The sequence below is a fragment of the Roseiconus nitratireducens genome (assembly GCF_008629675.1).
Lineage (GTDB): Bacteria > Planctomycetota > Planctomycetia > Pirellulales > Pirellulaceae > Stieleria > Stieleria nitratireducens.
In genome coordinates, this window is the sequence record NZ_VWOX01000017.1 from 66435 (window position 1) to 85180 (window position 18746).

Annotated in this window: 14 protein-coding genes; 8 read left to right on the plus strand and 6 right to left on the minus strand. The window is 60.1% G+C overall.

What is annotated here, in order from left to right:
* Positions 1-39 precede the first annotated feature (39 nt).
* The 7 genes from FYK55_RS23350 (at position 40) to FYK55_RS23380 (ending at position 11182) form a co-directional block, all read left to right on the plus strand.
* Positions 40-2532, plus strand: a complete 2493-nt coding sequence (locus FYK55_RS23350) for a PVC-type heme-binding CxxCH protein (RefSeq protein ID WP_150079039.1) — start codon at positions 40-42, stop codon at positions 2530-2532.
* A 175-nt stretch (positions 2533-2707) separates the two neighbouring features.
* On the plus strand, positions 2708-4150 hold the full coding sequence (locus FYK55_RS23355; RefSeq protein ID WP_150079040.1) for a PhoX family protein: 1443 nt from the start codon (positions 2708-2710) through the stop codon (positions 4148-4150).
* A 16-nt stretch (positions 4151-4166) separates the two neighbouring features.
* The gene (locus FYK55_RS23360) at positions 4167-5996 is read left to right on the plus strand and encodes an APC family permease (RefSeq protein WP_150079041.1); all 1830 of its coding nucleotides are present in this window, start codon (positions 4167-4169) and stop codon (positions 5994-5996) included.
* Between the two features lie 272 nt (positions 5997-6268).
* Positions 6269-6910 (plus strand): hypothetical protein, encoded by a 642-nt coding sequence (locus FYK55_RS23365; protein WP_150079042.1) that lies wholly within the window; start codon positions 6269-6271, stop codon positions 6908-6910.
* 99 nt (positions 6911-7009) lie between these two features.
* Positions 7010-8776 carry a HEAT repeat domain-containing protein gene (locus FYK55_RS23370; protein WP_150079043.1) on the plus strand — a complete coding sequence of 589 codons (1767 nt, stop codon included), beginning with the start codon at positions 7010-7012 and terminating at the stop codon, positions 8774-8776.
* A 220-nt stretch (positions 8777-8996) separates the two neighbouring features.
* Complete coding sequence (locus tag FYK55_RS23375; RefSeq protein WP_150079044.1) at positions 8997-10244, plus strand: alpha/beta fold hydrolase; 1248 nt, start codon at positions 8997-8999, stop codon at positions 10242-10244.
* Positions 10245-10528: 284 nt separating this feature from the next.
* Positions 10529-11182, plus strand: a complete 654-nt coding sequence (locus tag FYK55_RS23380) for a BON domain-containing protein (protein WP_150079045.1) — start codon at positions 10529-10531, stop codon at positions 11180-11182.
* A gap of 133 nt (positions 11183-11315) precedes the next feature.
* Here FYK55_RS23380 and FYK55_RS23385 read toward each other — a convergent pair whose 3' ends face one another.
* A complete protein-coding gene (locus FYK55_RS23385) occupies positions 11316-12575 on the minus strand; it encodes a dockerin type I domain-containing protein (protein ID WP_161604699.1) in 1260 nt (419 codons plus the stop codon).
* Between the two features lie 627 nt (positions 12576-13202).
* Complete coding sequence (locus tag FYK55_RS23390; protein ID WP_150079047.1) at positions 13203-13685, minus strand: cytochrome C; 483 nt, start codon at positions 13683-13685, stop codon at positions 13203-13205.
* A 297-nt stretch (positions 13686-13982) separates the two neighbouring features.
* On the opposite strand from FYK55_RS23390, the gene FYK55_RS23395 reads away from it, so the two are divergent.
* A complete protein-coding gene (locus tag FYK55_RS23395) occupies positions 13983-14405 on the plus strand; it encodes a CBS domain-containing protein (protein WP_150079048.1) in 423 nt (140 codons plus the stop codon).
* Between the two features lie 43 nt (positions 14406-14448).
* On the opposite strand, the gene FYK55_RS23400 is transcribed toward FYK55_RS23395, so the two are convergent.
* The 4 genes from FYK55_RS23400 to FYK55_RS23415 all read right to left on the minus strand — a co-directional run bounded on the left by FYK55_RS23400 (position 14449) and on the right by FYK55_RS23415 (position 18618).
* Positions 14449-15255: an HpcH/HpaI aldolase family protein gene (locus FYK55_RS23400; RefSeq protein WP_161604700.1), complete on the minus strand. Its 807-nt coding sequence runs from the start codon at positions 15253-15255 to the stop codon at positions 14449-14451.
* A 101-nt stretch (positions 15256-15356) separates the two neighbouring features.
* Entirely contained in the window at positions 15357-15803 is a 447-nt protein-coding gene (locus FYK55_RS23405; RefSeq protein WP_150079050.1) for a nucleoside deaminase, read from the minus strand.
* Between the two features lie 194 nt (positions 15804-15997).
* Positions 15998-16834: an alpha/beta hydrolase gene (locus FYK55_RS23410; protein ID WP_161604701.1), complete on the minus strand. Its 837-nt coding sequence runs from the start codon at positions 16832-16834 to the stop codon at positions 15998-16000.
* A 143-nt stretch (positions 16835-16977) separates the two neighbouring features.
* Positions 16978-18618, minus strand: coding sequence for a pectate lyase (locus FYK55_RS23415; protein WP_161604702.1), 1641 nt, complete (start codon positions 18616-18618; stop codon positions 16978-16980).
* Positions 18619-18746 lie beyond the last annotated feature (128 nt).

Here is an 18746-nt window from a genome sequence, read left to right on the forward strand (position 1 = left end):
TTTCTGTCAGCGCTGTCCACGAACCTGGAGTCGCTATCAATGAGATCCTTCCCCGCGCGCTTGTTTCTATTGCTCTGGATCGGGGTACCGTCCGTTTTCGGCACGAATGTCACCATCGCGGAATCGCCGCAACCTCCCAAGGTCTTGCGGGACGGTTGGTCGATTGAATTGGTGGCCGCCGAACCGGATCTGGTGACACCGGTCGCTTGCTGTTTGGATTCTCGGGGAAGGCTGTTGGTGATCGAGTCGCACACGCACTTTCCCCCGGAAGACTATCCGGGGCCAAAGACGGATCGAATCCATGCCTTCGCCGACACGGATTCCGACGGCACGTTGGATCAACAGTCCCTGTTCTACGAGGGCGGGAGAGCGACGATGGGGTTGGTGTTGCTTGCCGACGATTGGATTGTCGTGGCCACACGCAGTGACGTCGCCCGGTTGCGCGATGAGGACGGTGACGGCGTTGCGGATCGGCGGGAGGTGTTGCTGCGGTTGGAAACAAAGGCCGAGTACCCACACAACGGGCTGGCGGGAGTCGCCGTCGGTCCGGACGGCTACCTGTATGTCGGACAAGGAGAAAACTTTGGTGAGCCGTATGAGCTGACGGCAGCCGACGGGTCGCAGCAAGTTGGCGGTGGCGAAGGAGGCAACATCTTTCGATTGCGACCGGACGGATCCGATCTGCAACGCGTTGCCACCGGTTTTTGGAATCCGTTCGGGATGTGCTTCGATTCCAGAGGCCGATTGTGGACCGTCGGAAACGACCCCGATGCGATGCCGCCGTGTCGCCTGCTGCACGTCGTCCCGTCCGGAGATTACGGATTCCAATTCCGGTTTGGCCGTGCCGGCACACATCCGCTGCAAGCCTGGAACGGCGAACTGCCGGGGACCTTGCCGTATGCCGCGGGCACGGGGGAAGCTCCCTGCGCCGTGCTACCGGTCGGCGACCGCTTGTGGGTGACCAGTTGGGGTGACAACCGAATCGAGTCCTACCAGCTATCGCCTCGCGGAGCCAGTTGGAGTAGCCGGACCGAAGTGGTGGTGCAGGGCGACACCAACTTTCGTCCCGTTGGGATGGCGCAGGCGGCGGACGGTTCGATCTACTTCACCGACTGGGTCCGCCGCGACTATGCGGTCCATCAAACCGGCCGACTGTGGCGGTTGGTGCCACCGGATCGATCACAAGCGTTTGAATCATCGATCGCTGCGAAAACGCACCGGGAACATCGTGCGGACGCCTTGCGGTCGTCGGAGTCTGTCTCCCAGCTGATTGCCGCGCTGGATCACCCGGATCCGTTCATCGCTCAAGCAGCAATTGCTGCCCTCGCCGACTCCGACCGTTTGGGTTCCCTGACGCTGCAAAACGTGCCCAGCGATTTGGGGCGATCACGACTGCTTGCCGCCTGGCGGTGGCGATCGATGTGTGATCCGCAGTCGGTGCAGCCGTCACGTCGTGACGCGTTGATTCATGCGGCGCTTTCGACGCACGGGGAGCAGACACGTTTGGTGGCCGTCCGCTGGGCAGCCGAACTTCAGCAACCGCAATGGCTGGAGGCCTTCGAGACGCTGCTTCAAGACGACGATCTGACGCCCCGGTTGTTTTCCGCGTGCGTGGCTGGGATCACGCATGTGCGCGATGAAACGGCCCCACGCGGCGTCCGTGACCCGGCACGCGAGAAACTGCTTGACGAGATCGCGTCCGATGCATCGCGATCCGCCGCGATCCGCGCGCTGGCGGTGCAGATGCTACCGGCCGAGAGCAAGGAACCGACCGACGACGAACTTGGATCTTGGATTCGATCTGACAGCGAGGGCAAGCTCGCCCGAGAGTCGATTCGTTTGTTGGCCGATCGATCCAGCCAGAGCGCGGTGGAAGTTTTGCAATCGGTGATGACGGATTCGGACGTGCCGTCCGATCGGCGTGCCGACGCCGTCGCCGCGCTCGCGGCCGGCGGGCGCACGGAGATCCTGCTGCCCGCGGGAATCGATCAAGACCGCATGCCCGCCGAAGTCCAAACCGAATTGGAACGGGTCAACGCATCCGCTGAATCCGTCACGGGAGAAACGCGCCCGGCGGCTGAAGACATCCAGGCCTGGATGCAATTGGTTGGCAGCGGAGGCAATGCGGACGCGGGCAGGCGGGTCTTCATGCGAGCAGGCTGCCAGAGTTGCCACACCCACTCCGGACGCGGTGCAGCGACCGGTCCCGAGCTGACGTCGCTGGCGGGCCAAAATCGGCAGCGCGTCTTGGAATCGATTCTGAAACCCAGCCGAGAAATCGGACCGCTGTACACGCCATGGAAGATCTTGACCGTCGACGGCGACGTCTTGAACGGGCTGAAAACGCCCACCCCAGGCGTCGGCGGTAAACTGGCCTTCCAAGGCACCGACGGCAAACGGTTTGAAATCGCCTTGGAAGACATCCAATTCCACTCGATGAGCGATCAGTCGATTATGCCCGAGGGACTGGAAAAAACGATCAGCATCAACGAGCTACGCGACCTGCTGGCTTTTCTGACGCCGCAGCCGTGACCCCGAGTGACACGCCGCCACTGCAATTCTTTGCAGACCGTGATGGGACCGATTTCGGTCGGGCAAAACGGAAAGGAACAGCCGGTGAAAGTCAATCGATTACAGATTGATTCTGGCGGGAAATCTGCTCGAATCTCCGGCCCAGGTTCTTTCCCTTCCATCCCCAGGTTGACCGTTGAGATCTTCAAACCGACGTCAGTTTCTGAGTGACAACTTTGCCGCAGCCACTTCGTTTGGGATCGCGGCCGCATGGGCCCAGCTGGGTGGTCGGTTCGCGCATGGCGAATCTGTCAGCCGGTCAACGGCGCTGGTTGAGGTTGCCGACGAAACGACGGGTCTGCCGCTGTTGCGAGTCCCGGAAGGCTTTCGCTATCGCACGTTCGGTTGGACCGGGGATCGGATGAGCGATTCGGCCCCGACGCCGGCCGCCCACGACGGCATGGGCGTGGTGTCGGTGGAAGGGGACGTCGTGACGCTGTGCCGCAACCATGAGATCAGCGACGACGGGCCCTGCCTGTCACATCCCGGGGGCAAACCGTTTGACGCCTATGCCCGCGGTGGTTGCACCAACCTGCGATTCGATCTGGCCAAAGGAGAATGGCTGGACAGCTGGGTCAGTCTGTCGGGGACCAGCCGCAACTGTGCCGGGGGAATCACCCCCTGGGGCACCTGGCTGACGTGCGAAGAAACGGTGCTGGGTCCCAATGACCGCGATCCCTACAAGCTGCAGCAGAAACGACGCTTTCAAAAGGAGCACGGTTGGGTCTTTGAAGTTTCTCCGGAGCGGTCGGCGAATACGGGCACACCGCAACCCATCCCGGAAATGGGACGCTTTGTCCATGAAGCGGTGGCCATCGATCGCAAGACCGGGATTGTCTACGAGACCGAAGACCGCGGCACGGCGGGGTTTTATCGCTATGTTCCTGACGTTCCGGGAAAACTTGCCGCCGGCGGCCGGTTGGAAATGGCCGAGGTGGTCGGGCAACCGGATCTGCGCGGCGGCTTCGCTAGCGGGACAACCTTTGACGTTCGCTGGCACACGATTGATGACCCGACCCGAGCTCACTCGCCGGGCAGCGAATCGCAAGTCTCCAAAGACAACCCCGTGCTCGGTGATGAGCTGGGTGTTTTCAAACAGGGCCAAGCCAAAGGTGGGTCGATGTTCTCACGTTTGGAAGGTTGCTGGTATGGCAACGGACTGGTGTACTTCGATGCGACCAGCGGAGGCGCCGCATCGGCCGGCCAAATCTGGCAGTACGATCCCGCCCACGAAACGTTGACGCTGCTCTTTGAATCGCCCAGTAAGCCGGAACTGAACATGCCCGACAACCTGTGCGTCAGCCCGAGAGGCGGGCTGGTGCTGTGCGAAGACAATGACTACGGGGCCAACGAGTATCCGCAACGGATGTTTGCGTTATCACAGGACGGGCAACTCTCTTTGCTGGCGGAGAACAACGTCCGGCTGAGAGGCGAACGCAACGGAATGGAAGGCGACTTTCGCACCAAGGAATGGGCCGGGGCAACATTCAGCCCGGACGGAAAATGGCTGTTTGTGAACATCCAGACGCCCGGAATCACGTTTGCGATCACCGGCCCCTGGGATCAGACCTTGGTGTGAATTGAGGAGTTTAACTTTGTCAGACAGCGACGCGCCAACGGAAACCAAACCGCATCGGCTCGGTCAGCTTGCCTCCACCGCAATCTGCGGAAATGACATCACGTCGTCCTGTCTGTACGTGTCCGCGCTTGCGATCAGCTATGCCGGACGGTGGGCTCCGGTTTGCTTGTTGCTGGTGGCGGCGACGCTGTATCTCTTTCGGTCGATCTACGCCGAGGTGGTTGGGGCAATGCCGCTTAACGGCGGGGCCTACAACGCATTGCTGAACACGACCAGCAAGTATCGGGCGTCGATTGCCGCTTGCCTGACCGTGCTTTCCTACATGGCGACCGCCGTCATCTCGTCCAACGAGGCGATGCACTATTTGGAATCGATGTGGGAAGCGCTGCCGATCATTCCGGCAACCATCTGCCTGCTGGCGTTCTTCATGGTGCTGACGGCGATCGGGATCACCGAATCGGCTGTCGTGGCGATCGGGATCTTCCTGTTTCACATGACGTCGATGGGCCTGCTGTTGATCCTGGGCGCCTTCGCGATCTTTACCGTCGGGACCGACGTCCTGATGCAGAACCTTGCGTCGCCAGTTCCGGGCGGCGTGGCGCAAGCATTGTTTTTCGGATTCAGTGCCGCGATGTTGGGCATTTCCGGATTTGAATCATCCGCCAACTTCGTCGAAGAACAGCAAGACGGCGTCTTCCCGAAGACGCTCCGAAACATGTGGCTGGCGGTCACGGTGTTGAACCCGGGGATGGCCATTCTGGCACTGGCGCTGGTGCCCGTCGCGGAGGTCCAGCAGGTCTACCAGACCACCTTGTTGTCACACATGGGCGACGTCGCAGCGGGAAATTGGTTTTCCTGGTTGATCAGCGTCGATGCGGTCTTGGTGCTCAGCGGTGCCACCTTGACCAGTTACGTCGGGGTCACCGGTTTGGTCAAACGGATGACGCTGGACCGCTGTCTGCCCAGTTTTCTGTTGGCGGAGAGTCGATTCGGCACGCCCCACCGGATCATCATCCTATTCTTCATCCTGTCGGTTTCGGTGCTATTGATCACCGGCGGCGACCTGCAGTCCTTGGCGGCCGTTTACACGCTGTCCTTTTTGTCGGTGATGGCGTTGTTCGCCATCGGCAACTTGCTGTTGAAGGTCAAACGCGCTCGGCTTCCGCGGCCGATCCGCGCCAGCTACCTCACGGTGCTGGTCGCCCTGACCGCCGTCGTCATTGCGCTGCTGGGCAACGCGCGGCTGAACAAAGCCTACCTGATCGTATTCCTGGAATACCTGGTGCCGGCCGTGGTGATCGTGACAATCATGTTGATGCGTGATCCGATCTTGGAACTGATTGTGTTCTTCGTCGACGAGGTGCGCAACAAAGTGCGTCGCCAGAAGCATGAAGCGATCAAGCAGAACGATCGCCCGACCGCGGCTTGGTGGACCCGGATCGCCAGACGCGTCAATCAATTGGACGAGAAAGTGCACAAGCTGCTGGACCGGATCCGGGCGCAACAGTTCGTCTTCTTCACCCGCGGCGACAACGTGGAGAACCTGAACCGTGTGATGCTGTACATCAAGGAAAATGAACACACCAACCGCGTCAAATTCGTGCACGTCCACCAGCCCCAATCGGAATTACCCCCGCGGTTGTCAGAACACATCCGTTTTCTGGACGAAGTGTACCCCGACATCGATATCGAGTTCGTGGCGATCGAAGGCGAGTTCACTCCGGAATTGATTGAACAACTTTCGGAGCAGTGGGACATTCCGACGAACTTGATGTTCATCGGTTCGCCCACCGGCCATCTGAACTACCGGGTCGCTGATCTGTGCGGTGCTCGGCTGATCATCTGAGCCGCCGCCGCACACACCGTGCGGTTATCGTGCCGCTGTGATTTCACGCTCCTATTCCAGAGAAAGTCGAACGTCTTCGAGAGAAGCACCGATCACGATCGGTTGAGATCGGATGCTGGACGCGAACCGGGCGGCCGCGAGGTCGACGGACCGGGCCGATTTGACAGGCTTGTTGCAGGCATTTATCGTTTCTAGAATGCTGACCGGTCGCCAGCGCGCCGGTACAGCGGCCCCTGATCGCTGCCCTTCTCTCTACAACGGGTTCTGTGGGTATGATTCGCTCTCTGTTACTAGCGTCGCTTTGGATCTTGCCGTTGGCGGATCAGGCATTCTGTCAGTGGTACGGTGGTGGGTACTACGGAGGTGGCTATGCCGGCGGCGGGTATCACCATGCGTCGACGGCGGCCGAGGGCTATGCCCGCGGCATGGCCGATGTGATCCGCTCGCAGGGCGAAGCGAACCTGGCGAACGCCCAAGCGCTCAGCGGCTACGAAGACGCCCGGGCCAAGTACATCGACAACCGCAACAAGGCGACGGCTGCATATTACGAGCGTCGCAAGCTTCGCGACCAATACAAGGCAGCGGAAAAGGAAGAGCGAGCGTATTATCGCGCTCGGAGAACGTCGGAGCTGACGCCGTTGACCGCCGAGGAACTGGATCCTTCCAGCGGAAAGATCACTTGGCCTGAATTGCTGCAGGATCCGCAGTACGACCAGTACCGCGAAGTCTTTGACAAAATCTTTGCCCAGCGTGCCGCCGACGGAATCGCCACCAACAATGACTACGTGATCGCGGTGAATACCTCCAAGGAATGGCGACAGGTGTTGACCGAGAAACGCGACGAGTACGTGTTCAACACGTTGCGTGACTCGATCCTGTTCATCCGCCGACTCGAGAACGATCTGAGCCTCTGATCGGAACGTGAGTGGCAAGCCGTCGGACGGCCTGCTCTGTTTCGCTTCCGAACGGATTCGCCCCGCCCTTCCCGATGCGCACTAAGAGATACTCCCGGCATGTCGCCTCAAATGATCGTCCGCCGTCGCTGGATCGCCGCCCCGTTGTTGGCCCTTTTCTGCGCCGCACCCGTCCATGCTGACCAGCTGAACCCGCAGCAACTGTTGCAAGACCTGAAGCAGGGTACCGCGACCGAAAAATGCATTGCCGCCGACGGCGTCACCACCTGTGAAGCCCCGTCCTCATTGTTCGCCGACGCCCTGTTGGCTGGATTGTCGGACAAGGACCCCGAGGTCCGCTGGCACTGCGCCCGTACGATCGGAACCTTGGGGCTGGATGACGCCGCGATCCGACGCCAACTGACTGCTTTGCTGGCCGATGAGAACGCCGTGGTGAAAGCTCAAGCGGCACGCACGTTGGCCCGCTTGGGGAACCCCTCAGAGGAAACGATCCGAGGCCTGGTCAAGCTGGCGACCGATTCGGACGCTCGAGTGGCTCGTGTCGCCGTCGCGTCGATTCGGCAGCTGCAGGTTGACCGCAAACTGGTCGTCGAAGCGCTGGTCGACGTCTTGGACCACGAAGACCAGTCGGTTGCCATGCATGGGGTCGACACCATGGTCGAGATGGGCGAGCAGGCCGTTCCGTTCTTGCAGGAAGCACTCGCCAACGACCGAGCCGCCTATTGGGCCGCAATCGCTGTAGAGCAGATCGGACCGCCCGCGAAGGAGACGCTTCCCAGCCTGGTCAAACTGATTCGGTCAGACTCCGATCCCCAACTCCGGATCCAGGCGATGCTGGCGGTTGCCTCGTTAGGTGAAGCCGACGAACCGGCGTGCCAGGCACTGACGACGGTTCTGAACGACTCCGGATCACAAGACGTGACCCGCGCCGCCGCCGCGTACGCCATCGGTACCACTGGGTGCACCGGCGCGACGGACTCGCTGCGAACCGCCGCGGGCGATGACGACGAATTACTATCAATGGTCGCTGCTTGGGCCCTGGCAAAACAGTCACCCGACAATCCTCAGGCGATGCAGACGGCTGTCGAAAAGCTGATCGCCGGGCTGAAAAGTGACAAAGCCATCATCCGATCGGCTGCGGCCAGGGGATTGCATAAGCTGGAAGCACCGCCCGAGTTGGTGGGGCCGGCATTGATCGCCGCATCGAACGATCCCGATCCCTCCGTGTTCGCGAACGTGATTGACGCCCTTGCCAGTCTGGGGCCTGAGGTTTTGGATCACGCCGTCCCCGCGTTGCAAAAGCCGGAATACCGCGAGGTTGCCATCGCCGTGTTGACCAAACTCGGTCCCGAAGCCGCGCCGGTGGCAAATGATCTGGTCAGCGCCTTCAACGACGACACGCCCGAATTCAATGCCGAATTGCAGTTGGCTTTAGCGGAAATCGGCGCAGCGACGCCTGAAGTCATCCGTCGACTGACGCAGTCGCTGAGTTCTGATCAGGAATCCGTTCGCAATAGCGCGATCTACGCCCTCGGCCGACTCGGTCCCAAAGCGTCCGATGCGACCGGAGCATTGCAGAAGCTGGTTTCGTCCAGTGACGCGTTCGATTCAACTTCTGCCGCCTGGGCGCTGGCCTACATTCACCCCGACGATCCGGAAGTGGCCAAGCTGGTGGTTCCGGCGTTGATTCGCAGTCTGGGCGCCGACCGCGAGATCATCCGCTTTCAGGCCGCCGATGCCCTCGGCAAGTTGGGGGCTGAAGCCAAGCCGGCGGTCCCGGCTTTGAAGAAACGGCTCGCCTCGGAAGAGTCCGCAATGGTTGTCAAACAGGCAATCGCTGAGGCTCTTGAGGCGATCGGGCAATAGCGGGGCGTCGCGCCGAGCGCTCGCGACGCCTCGCTTGAAGCCCAGCCGGAACGGACGCCTGCTGTTGGCGGCCCCGCCGTTGCCAACCTCCCCGACGCAGCTTCCACATTTGCGATCCCCTGGCAAGCACCATCTCCGGATGGTGTCACTGTTCCACAGACAGTGAAGCCCCGCGTCAGCCTGCTTTTCTACTTTTCTCGTTTTCCGCCGGAGGTGGATCGTGCATCCACAAAGCATTCGCCTGATCGTGGTCGTCGCGCTGTTCGGTTCTTTGGCGACAGGGATGCGCCCGGCGACGGCGCAACCGGACGGGGGCGCACCCTTTCAACCGCCGGTCGAATCACCGGAGGTCCAAGACGACGGATCCGTCGTCTTTCGAATCCGCGCCGACAAGGCTGAAACGGTGCAATTGGCCAGCAGCGACTTGTTTGCCTTCGGACAATCCGCCGAACTGAAAACCAATGACGCGGGCATTTGGGAAACCACGTTGAAAGAGACACCCGCGGGAGCCTATCGCTATCGTTTTGATATCGACGGCGTATCCGTGATTGATCCGGCGAACAACTCGACCAGCGAGGTCAATGCCGGCGTCTGGAGCTTGTTGCACATCCCCGGGGCAACCTGGATGGATGCCGGGAAAGAACGCCACGGGGCGGTTGCGGAAGTGCACTACTTCTCGACGCCGCTGGATCGAATGCGCCGCATGCACGTCTACACTCCGCCCGGCTACGCGATGGACCCGCAGCAAGATTATCCGGTGCTGTATTTGCTGCACGGGGCCATGGATTGTGACGATTCCTGGTCGACAGTGGGCCGTGCCGGCTACATTCTGGACCAGCTGATCGCCCGCGGAGAGGCGGAACCGATGATCGTGGTGATGCCCGCCGGGCATACCGGTCCATTCCGATTCGGACGCAATTCCATTCCGATCGATGAGTTTTCCGAAGACTTCACCCAGGCGATTCGGCCTTACATTGAAGCGAACTATCGGGTTCGATCCGGCCGCGCCAATCGAGCCATCGCCGGATTGTCGATGGGCGGCGCCCAAACGTTGAACATCGCTTTCGAAAACCTCGCAGACTACGCCTTTGTTGGTGTGTTCAGTTCGGGCGTGTTTGGAATCACGGGCCGCGGCCCGGGCAGCCCCAACGGGGACCGCCCCAGTTGGCGAGAGCAGCACCAGACCAGCCTGGAGGATTCGGAACTCAAACAGGGATTGAAGAAAGTCTGGTTCGCAACCGGCCGTGACGACTTCCTGTTGGAAACGTCTCGTGCCACCGTCGACATGTTGAAGGAAAACGGTTTTGACGTGGACTTCGAAGAAACCGACGGCGGTCACACCTGGACGAACTGGCGCGAGTACCTGCATACGTTCGCCCAGTATCTGTTCCGCGACGATCCGGAGATTGTCCAGCTGCCGGAATCGTCCGCCCAGCCGGCGAGTGCCGAGCAGCCACAAGCACCGTAGGAACCTTGTCCGCCCTCAGTCGCGCGTGGACGCACACGTTCGCTGATTGGAGTGTCTCATCAGCACAGCCTGACAGCTCGCTGTGGCTGCCGACATCGATCCTCGCTCAGCCTTTCATCGCATGGATGCGGCAATGCTTTCGATCCAGGAGTTTCGCGGCCGATTTCGATCGTCTGGCCGGCCAAACCAAAAGCCGGGGCATTCGGGTACGCCATTTGCCTTGCAAGGGAGCCGGCGTTGCTTCAGTCCGTTCCCGGAATCAGTGGCTGCGGGAGTACCCATCGATGTTCAGAAAAACCGACTCTGAGATCCAAAGAGACGTCATGGAAGCCTTGAAGGCGGAACCCCGATTGTCGCCAGAACGGATCGGCGTCGCGGTTCACGAAGGCGTGGTGACGCTCAGCGGGCAGGTTTCAAATTACGCCCAAAAGAGCGCGGCGGAGAAGGCGGCTTTGCGGGTCCGCGGTGTCCGCGGCGTGGCGGAAGAAATCGACGTCCACCTGGAATCGTCCGAGAAACGCGGCGATGTGGAAATTGCCGAGGCCGCTGTGCGGGCTCTTCGCTGGCACATTTGGGCTCCCGATCACCTGCAGGTCAAGGTCGAAGACGGCTGGGTCACGCTGTCGGGCGAAGTCGACTTCTATTACCAACGGAATTCCGCCGTCGAATCGGTACGCTACCTGACGGGAGTTCGCGGCGTGACCAATGCGATCACGATCAAGCAACGGGTCGAAGTTCAGGACATCAAGGATGCGATCGAGCAATCCTTGGTTCGGGACGCCGAGTTGGAGGCGAATCAGATCAATGTCGATGCCGACGGCGGCACGGTGACCTTGCGAGGCCACGTTCACTCGGCCTGGGAGCGCACCGCAGCTTCCAAGGCAGCCTGGCGGATACCCGGCGTGTGCGCCGTCAAAAATGAGCTGGAAGTTACCTGACGCTTCAGCAAGCCCTGTCACCACGCTCGCCAGAGCGTGGATCGCAGAGCGTGCGGGACCGCCACCGTCTGGCGACGGTAGCTACGAATCCCACGAACTAGCCACGCTCACCCGGCTTCGCTGCCTGCATCACCTACGAATTGATTTCACGGGCGATCTGGTTGATGACCTGCAACGCATCGATTGGCGAAATCCGTGTGTCGCCGCTGACATCGTAGTAAGGCGCCATCCGAGTTCCGGTCGGGGGCAACCGGGGATCGGTCACCTGAGCCAGGCGATTGATGATTTGCAACGCATCGACGGGGGACACGTTGCCGTCCCCACTGACGTCATAGCGGTTCCAGGGATGTTGCCAATCCGCCGGCAGCGCTTCGATGTCCAGGCTGACCGCGTACTGCGTACCGGTTGGTTCGCCGACCGATCGCACCAGCAGCAGCACCTGCTTCCCATCCTCGCTCAATTCCATGTCGATCAAATCCAACGCCGTTTCGTCGACCCCCAGTTGCCCGACCAATCGCAGGTAGTCATCCAGGTCCGCCAATTGGCCCGTACGTGCGTCAAACAATTGGGTGCCCGACGGCGTCGAAACGGCCGCATAAAAATCGACGACGTGCGTGACTTCAGCCGCTTCAGGCAGATCGAATTCTTTCAGGATCGTTCCGTCACGCCCCCACAGGACACCCACCTTGTCGGCACCGCCTTCGCCGCGGGCAACCGCTCCGCCGACGATCCCGTATTTTGAGACCGTCATCGCCTTGCCGGAGAGATCGCCGGCCGAAAGCGTCAACGGCATCGCGACCCAATCGCCGGCCACCAACGTCCAGGCCATTGGCAGATTGCCGGCGACCCCCGCGATTCGTTCCCCATTGATGTCCAGTGCGGCTCCTCCGTTGGCCTCGGCCGGCAACGACAGCGCCGAGACCTGTTCGCCGTCAATCACGATCGGGAGGAAATCGTCTTCGCCCACGGCGCGTCCTGACGAATCGACGGCGTGAATCACCCCGGCCGAATCTGCCCCGTCGGAAGCGATCGGAAGCAAGGCAGCCTGTTGGTCGATCCAACGCGCCGGCGCGATGGGTCCGACCGGCGTCTCAGCGCTGGGCAATGCCGAACCGACCACGTGCAAATCGCCCAGCTCCGTCACCGCCGCGTCGGTCACCACAAAAGGAGCTTCCAACAACATGGATGCCGGAAAGTCGGTCAGTGCCACTGACGACGGATCGGTGGTTTGCGAGTTGACTTTTGCCGTTCCGGCTTGTTGGCCGCCAACATAGGCAAGACAGACATCGGACCCATTGGTCCCCTGCGCGACCGCAGCGAACTGAACCTCCGAGGGCAACTCTGCAATCCAGGACGCCAACAGATTCCGACTTTCCAGAGACTGGACGGTCAACCGACGTCGGCGACCGCGGCGCTCCGATTGCCTGTGTGGATGCAAAGAATGACGGACCTTCATCGTTCAAACGATCATCTGGGGGAGGGAGCAAAACGCCGGCACAACGGAGCGCAATCCGGTTGTACCCCGTCGTTGCGAGATCCAACAGCCTAGCGCAGAGACCTATCTTGGTTCAAACTGGGGGGAAACAAAAGAGACCGAGGCGAAACGCCGGCAAACACGCGTCAGATTTCCGCCATTCAGGCTGGCGGGGCGCGAGAAAAACGCCTGTTTCCACGATCCGGTTGGAAAGTGCTCGCACGTGCGACTGCCACCGTCTGGCGACGGTGGCTACGACTTGCTCGATACGTCGCCACGTTCGCCAGAACGTGGATCGTGTGGGAAAACCGCCGTGACACTCGCCAGAGCGTGGAACGTTCATCGCCACCGTCTGGCGACGGTAGATACAAATGGCTCGATACGTGGCCACGTTCGCCAGAACGTGGATCGCGTGCGAAAACCGCCGTGACACCCGCCAGAGCGTGGAACGTTCATCGCCACCGTCTGGCGACGGTAGCTACGAATGGCACGATACGTGGCCACGTTCGCCAGAGCGTGGATCGCGTGCGAAAACCGATGTGACCTTCAATAGTACGGGACGTAGGGCGTCTGGTCCGGAATCCGGACCCGATAATGCTGCTGCAGGAACGTGACCAGGTCAATCAACTCGGTCACCGTCATCACATCGTTGTACAGCCGCATTTGCGATTCTCCCTCATCAGTTTTTACGGTGTCATCCGGATACCCGGCGGCGAACCGGTGCGAAGGGTTGATGATGGACGTGACCAAGTCCCCGTAGGTCTCGACATATGCCTTTTCACCCCCGAGGACCACGGCCTCTTCTCGCCGTTTTGCCGATTCCTCTCCAGCCGCTTGATCGCTTTCCGCGGATTCCGCATCAAAAGTGACTCCTTCAACACGATGACAGGCATTGCACTGCAGGCGAACGAAAGTCGCCTTTCCGGCCTGGGCGTCTCCATCAGGCAAAGTGAATCCCTTACCAGACTTCGGGTCCGGAGCGCATCCGGCGACCATCGCGAGAACGGTCAAAGCAATGAAACGATTCATAGAATGCTCCGGCAGTGACGTCGATCGAACCGGTCTTGTGCGACAGGCACGCTGCAACCCGATGCAGCATCGCCTGTCTCTGGTGCAACGCTGTCTCTGGATGCAAAACCGGTTCCAAATGTCCAACGAGCCTTGACGGTGCGACCTCGTCTCAACCGTGGCCAATTTCGCACGGTAGTCGCCCATGGAGCGCACCCAGGCGGATCGTTTGCGAGTTCAACTCACGTTCCGACTGTGGCATCGCGTTTGCAGTTTTTCGACCGGCTGTTGTTGCCCCGATCAAGCGAGGGAATTGAAATGTCTGTCGGTCGAATCTGCACGCGCGAAGTGGATCTTGCTGAGACTGGCGAATCGGTTCAGGACGCCGCAAATCGAATGGGTGAGCGGAGGGTCGGATCGCTGGTCGTCATCGACGATGATCGCTCACCCGTCGGGATCGTGACCGACCGCGATATCGCGATTCGAGTGGCGGGTCGCGGCCTGGACCCGGCGATGACGGAAGTCGCCGCAATCATGACGGAGTTGCCGGAAAGTGTCCGCGAAGACACCCCCATCGAGACTGCGATCCGAATCATGCGGTCGGGCCCCTACCGTCGACTACCGGTCGTTGACGACCAGGAACACCTGTTGGGCTTGATCACCCTGGACGACGTCCTTGACCTGTTGTGCGAGGAGTTCGAGGAGATCGGCGAACTGCTACGAAAAGAAGGGCCTCGGTAGTGTCCCCGGAGCGATGCGAGACGATGCCCCGCGCCGGATCGCTTCAACTTTTGCTGCCGTCGGTGCCGGTTCCGCCGCGTAGTGAGTTCAAAAACTGTTGCATCCCCGCAATGACCGCGCCGGAGTCTGATCCGTAGGCCATCAGCCGAAATCCGAGATCCTTATGCTGTTGCACCAATCCGGCTTTGGTCAAAATCCCCGCCGCCTTGCCATGCTTTTGACAGGCCGCCACGACTCTCTGCAAGGCAGCGACCATCTCGGGATGATCAAACTGTCCGGGATACCCCAGGTTGACCGATAAATCCAACGGTCCAACGAATAAAACGTCGACGCCGTCCACCGCCGCGATCGATTCCGCCTCGGCCACCGCCTCCGGAGTCTCTATCTGAACCACGACCAAACTGCATTCGTTCGATTCCTGAAAGTACTCCTTCCAGGTGCGGCCATAGTCGGTCGCCCGAATGACCCCGGCCACCCCGCGTCGCCCGGCCGGCGGATACTTCATGCTCGCGACCGCTTGCGATGCTTGCTCGGCCGAACTGACGTAAGGGAACATCACTCCGGCGGCTCCACTATCCATCACGAACTTCACCGCGTCAGGATCAACCGAGCGAATCCGGACGATGGGTGCCGACCGTGAGCCCCGGCAGGCTTGCAGCAGATTCCGCAGGTCTGACCAGGATCCGGAGCCATGCTCCAGATCGATCAGCAACCAGTCAAAATCACAGTCAGCAGCGATTTCGGCCGTCATGGCCGACCCGAGATTCAGAAAGGTGCCGGCCAACATTTCCGTTTTCAGGCGTTGCTTGTCGATCCATTGCATCATTGAATTCTCGTAGGAGGAAGCCACCGAGAATCGACTGCTCGGTGCGGCGGCACCGTTTTACCAGAACGATGTCGGCTCGCGGACCGTGCTCCACAATGGAAACCGGAGGCCCCGAAGCGCCGCCCTCAGTCGACTCCGATGTCCTCGTTCCAGAGAGCCGGTCGTTCTTGGATGAATTGTCTCATCAAAGCAATGCACCGAGAGTCATCCAGAATCGTCAGCTTCACACCACGTTCTCCCAGGTACTCCTCCGGTCCTTGAAAGGTCTGATTCTCGCCGACCACGATTCTGGGAATTTTATAAAGCAACGCCGCACCGCTACACATGTCACAAGGCGAAAGCGTTGAATACAGGGTTGCCCTCGCATAGTCTTTCGCATGCAGTCGCCCCGCTTTTTCTAAACAATCCATTTCGGCATGAAGGATCGCACTGCCTTGTTGCACCCTGCGATTGTGACCGCGAGCGACAATCTGGTCATCAATCACCAGAACCGATCCGATCGGGATTCCGCCGTCCCGGAGCGAAATTTCGGCCTCTTCAATGGCAACAGCAAGAAACGGGTCGTCGTTCATTGTGACGGGAATGCGTTTGAGTCGTTGGATTTCGTACTGACCGGTAGGGCATGCTGTGCATGCCAGCGCTGTTTCCGTCGACTTGCGCCGACGGCAGGGGGGCCGCGTTGCTTCGCAACTGCAGTTCGTGCCGATTGGTTTCGCTCTCCTTTTCAAGAAAGGCAAGCGCCGGTGAGGGGAGGATCGCCCCATTTCTACAGCCGACGCTTGAAGAAATCCGTCATTGTCTCCAACGGAAGCTTCCCCTCGGGTGCGACGCGGTGTCCTCCCGTCTCGAAGATCTTGAGCTCGGACGAAACCCCGGCCTGACGCATGGCGCGATGCATTTCAGCCGATTGAATCCAGGGCACGGTCGAATCATTCTTGGAATGACAGAACAGAATCGGCGGGTCTTCCGAATCGACATGAGCGATCGGCGAGGCTTCCCGCCAATCCGCCTGCGAGGGCGAGAACGCCGCGCCAATCCATTCTCCGTTGCTCTCAATCTTTTTCCGGTAATCGGGTTGCAGTTCCAACTGGTCCGCGTCGCTGAACCGGCTGACGAAGTCGTAAACGCCCGCAAGACCGACCGCCGCCTGGATTCTGCTCTCGTCGTCCTCCGCATCGCTCGTTACCGCCAGCAAAGCAGCGAGCGTTCCACCGGCGGAACGGCCAACGGCACCGATTCGATCCGGATCGATCCCATACTTCGCCCCATTTCGGCGCACGAATCGAACGGAGTCTTTCACATCGGCTAGCGTCTCGCGAAAGTGATGCTGCGGTCGCCCCCGGTAGGAGATGAGCGCAGAACAAAAACCTCGCGACGCCAAATGCTCGGCGATTGGTCGAAATCGCTGTCCGTTCTGCGGCCGAAACCCGCCGCCTTGAATCACGATGACACAAGGTTGGGCCGACGTCGCTTTCGGAAGGTACAAATCCAGAGTCAACGACGGGTCGGCCTGCGAAAATGACAACCCTTTGACCACCCGATATCCCTGGGCATGCCCGTCACGGGGTACACCGATTGCAACCGCCGATGTCAAGCACACCATCAGCGTTGTCGCCGAAACGTGCCCGGATCGCGTGACAGCTGATCTCCAAAGCCGATTCATATTCACCACGCTCCTTGCTACCTGGCATAAAACTTCTGGAAGCTGGGGATTCGATTGATCGACGACTTCGCTTCCTGAGCGAACTAGCGGTGGGCGTCGGCCGATGTCGACTTCAGGATCTGCTGGTCAGCGTCACTCAATTGATCGATTGGCACGGTCACGATTTTCCCGTCGGCGCGCCTCAGTTTCGCGATTGCGTCCTGAACCTGGATCAGTTCGGCTTCGATCGAAAACTTTCCGGTCCGGTCGTGCCATGTCCGCGACTGGGACGTCGAATCAGCGCGTTCAACATTCAACACGTAATTGGCTAAACGCGACAGGTTTTGACTGAAAACGGCACTGGCCAGATACGGTGATCCGGGCGTCATTTTGGCTTGCCCAATCAGCCGCTCTCCACCGTACACGCTGACCCAGCGACCCTGATCGTCCAGTTGATCCAGAATGGATTCCAGCTCTTCCCGAGTAGGAATACCTTCCTTGGTCATCGCGACGGAGGCCCCTGCCGCGCTGTGTCGTTTGTACTGGTCGCGAAGCAAATCGATCCGGCTTGCCGTCTTCCACCCGTAATGACTCGGCAGATTTGAATCATCATGTGTCAGAGAGTAAGTGTCTCCGCGACGCGTCATGTAAAGGGGTCGATTCGTTTTCAATTCGTAGTAGCGTGCCAGGCGACCGTCGGGAAGCTGCGACCGCTCCAGCCAATCCAAAGCACTTGGAATCGGCTGGAGGTACTTGCGGTCGCCCGTCACCGTGTGAATCGTCAGCAACGTTTCGATGACTTCTTGGGTTTCGTCCCCGGAGACCCCCGGGGGCTCAAACTTTCGAGCCCAAATGGGCTGCATTTCTTGATTGTATTGCTGTGCCCATCCCGGCTGAGGCTCCGGCATTTGAGCCAACAACAGAAAGTCACCCAGCTTCCGAAGCGCCTTCTTGGGGCGAGGATCATCGTAGGCTCGATCCGCCTCGATCAATGTCCTCGCAACGTAGCCCGTCACGTTGTCGTTCAGCGTGTACATTTCCCAGTACGCTTTGACCCGACCTTCGGTGCGCCAATCATGATCGGGGTAGCGAGCGGGTTTGACCGGACGTGCTTCGACCGGTCCGTCCCAGACTTGCGGGAATCCGCCGTTGGGGAACTGAGCTGCCAGAAGTGCATCCAGCCCGATGATTGCCGACTGGTGAATGTCATCGGCTTTTAAGCCCAACGCCTTGTCGGTGGCAATCATGAACTGAAGTGCCGCCTGCGTTTGGCCATCGTCCAAAGACGAGTAATTCTTTCCATTCCCTCGACCGTTTCGATACTTCGCGGAGCGCTCGCCCCGCGGATTGAAATCGATGCAATTGGTCCAACCGCCGCTTTCAAGTTGCCCATAGGCCAGCGCCCGTGCTGCATCGACCGCCGCTTGCAGGAAGAAGGCATCGTCGGTCGCCTGGTAGGCTTTCAGATAGGCCATTCCCACGGTCGGAGTTCCCGGAGGCTGGACCCAGATCTGATCTGGCGTCGCTCTTCCCTCGCCCCATCGCTCCTTCAGATCCAACGAATAGTGATAAACGTATCCGCCGTGGGTGGCAACATTGTTGTAGTAATAGGCGGCGGCCCGCTTCATCGCCTCCGTCGCCTCGGCCTTCAGGGTCGATCCTGCGGACGCCGTCTCCTGAGCCTCCGCGATGCCGATCGCAAGGCTTGCCAAGATTCCTGAACAGAAGATGGCGTTTCGGAGCATCGTGACCCTCTCGATCGAACATTCAAAACGCGAATGCCGAGCAATTCGCTTCGGCCGGTAACGTAGCGGGCAACATTGTACATGAGCGTCGCTCGGGAAGTGCATCGATGGCAACCCGCCCCGCTAAT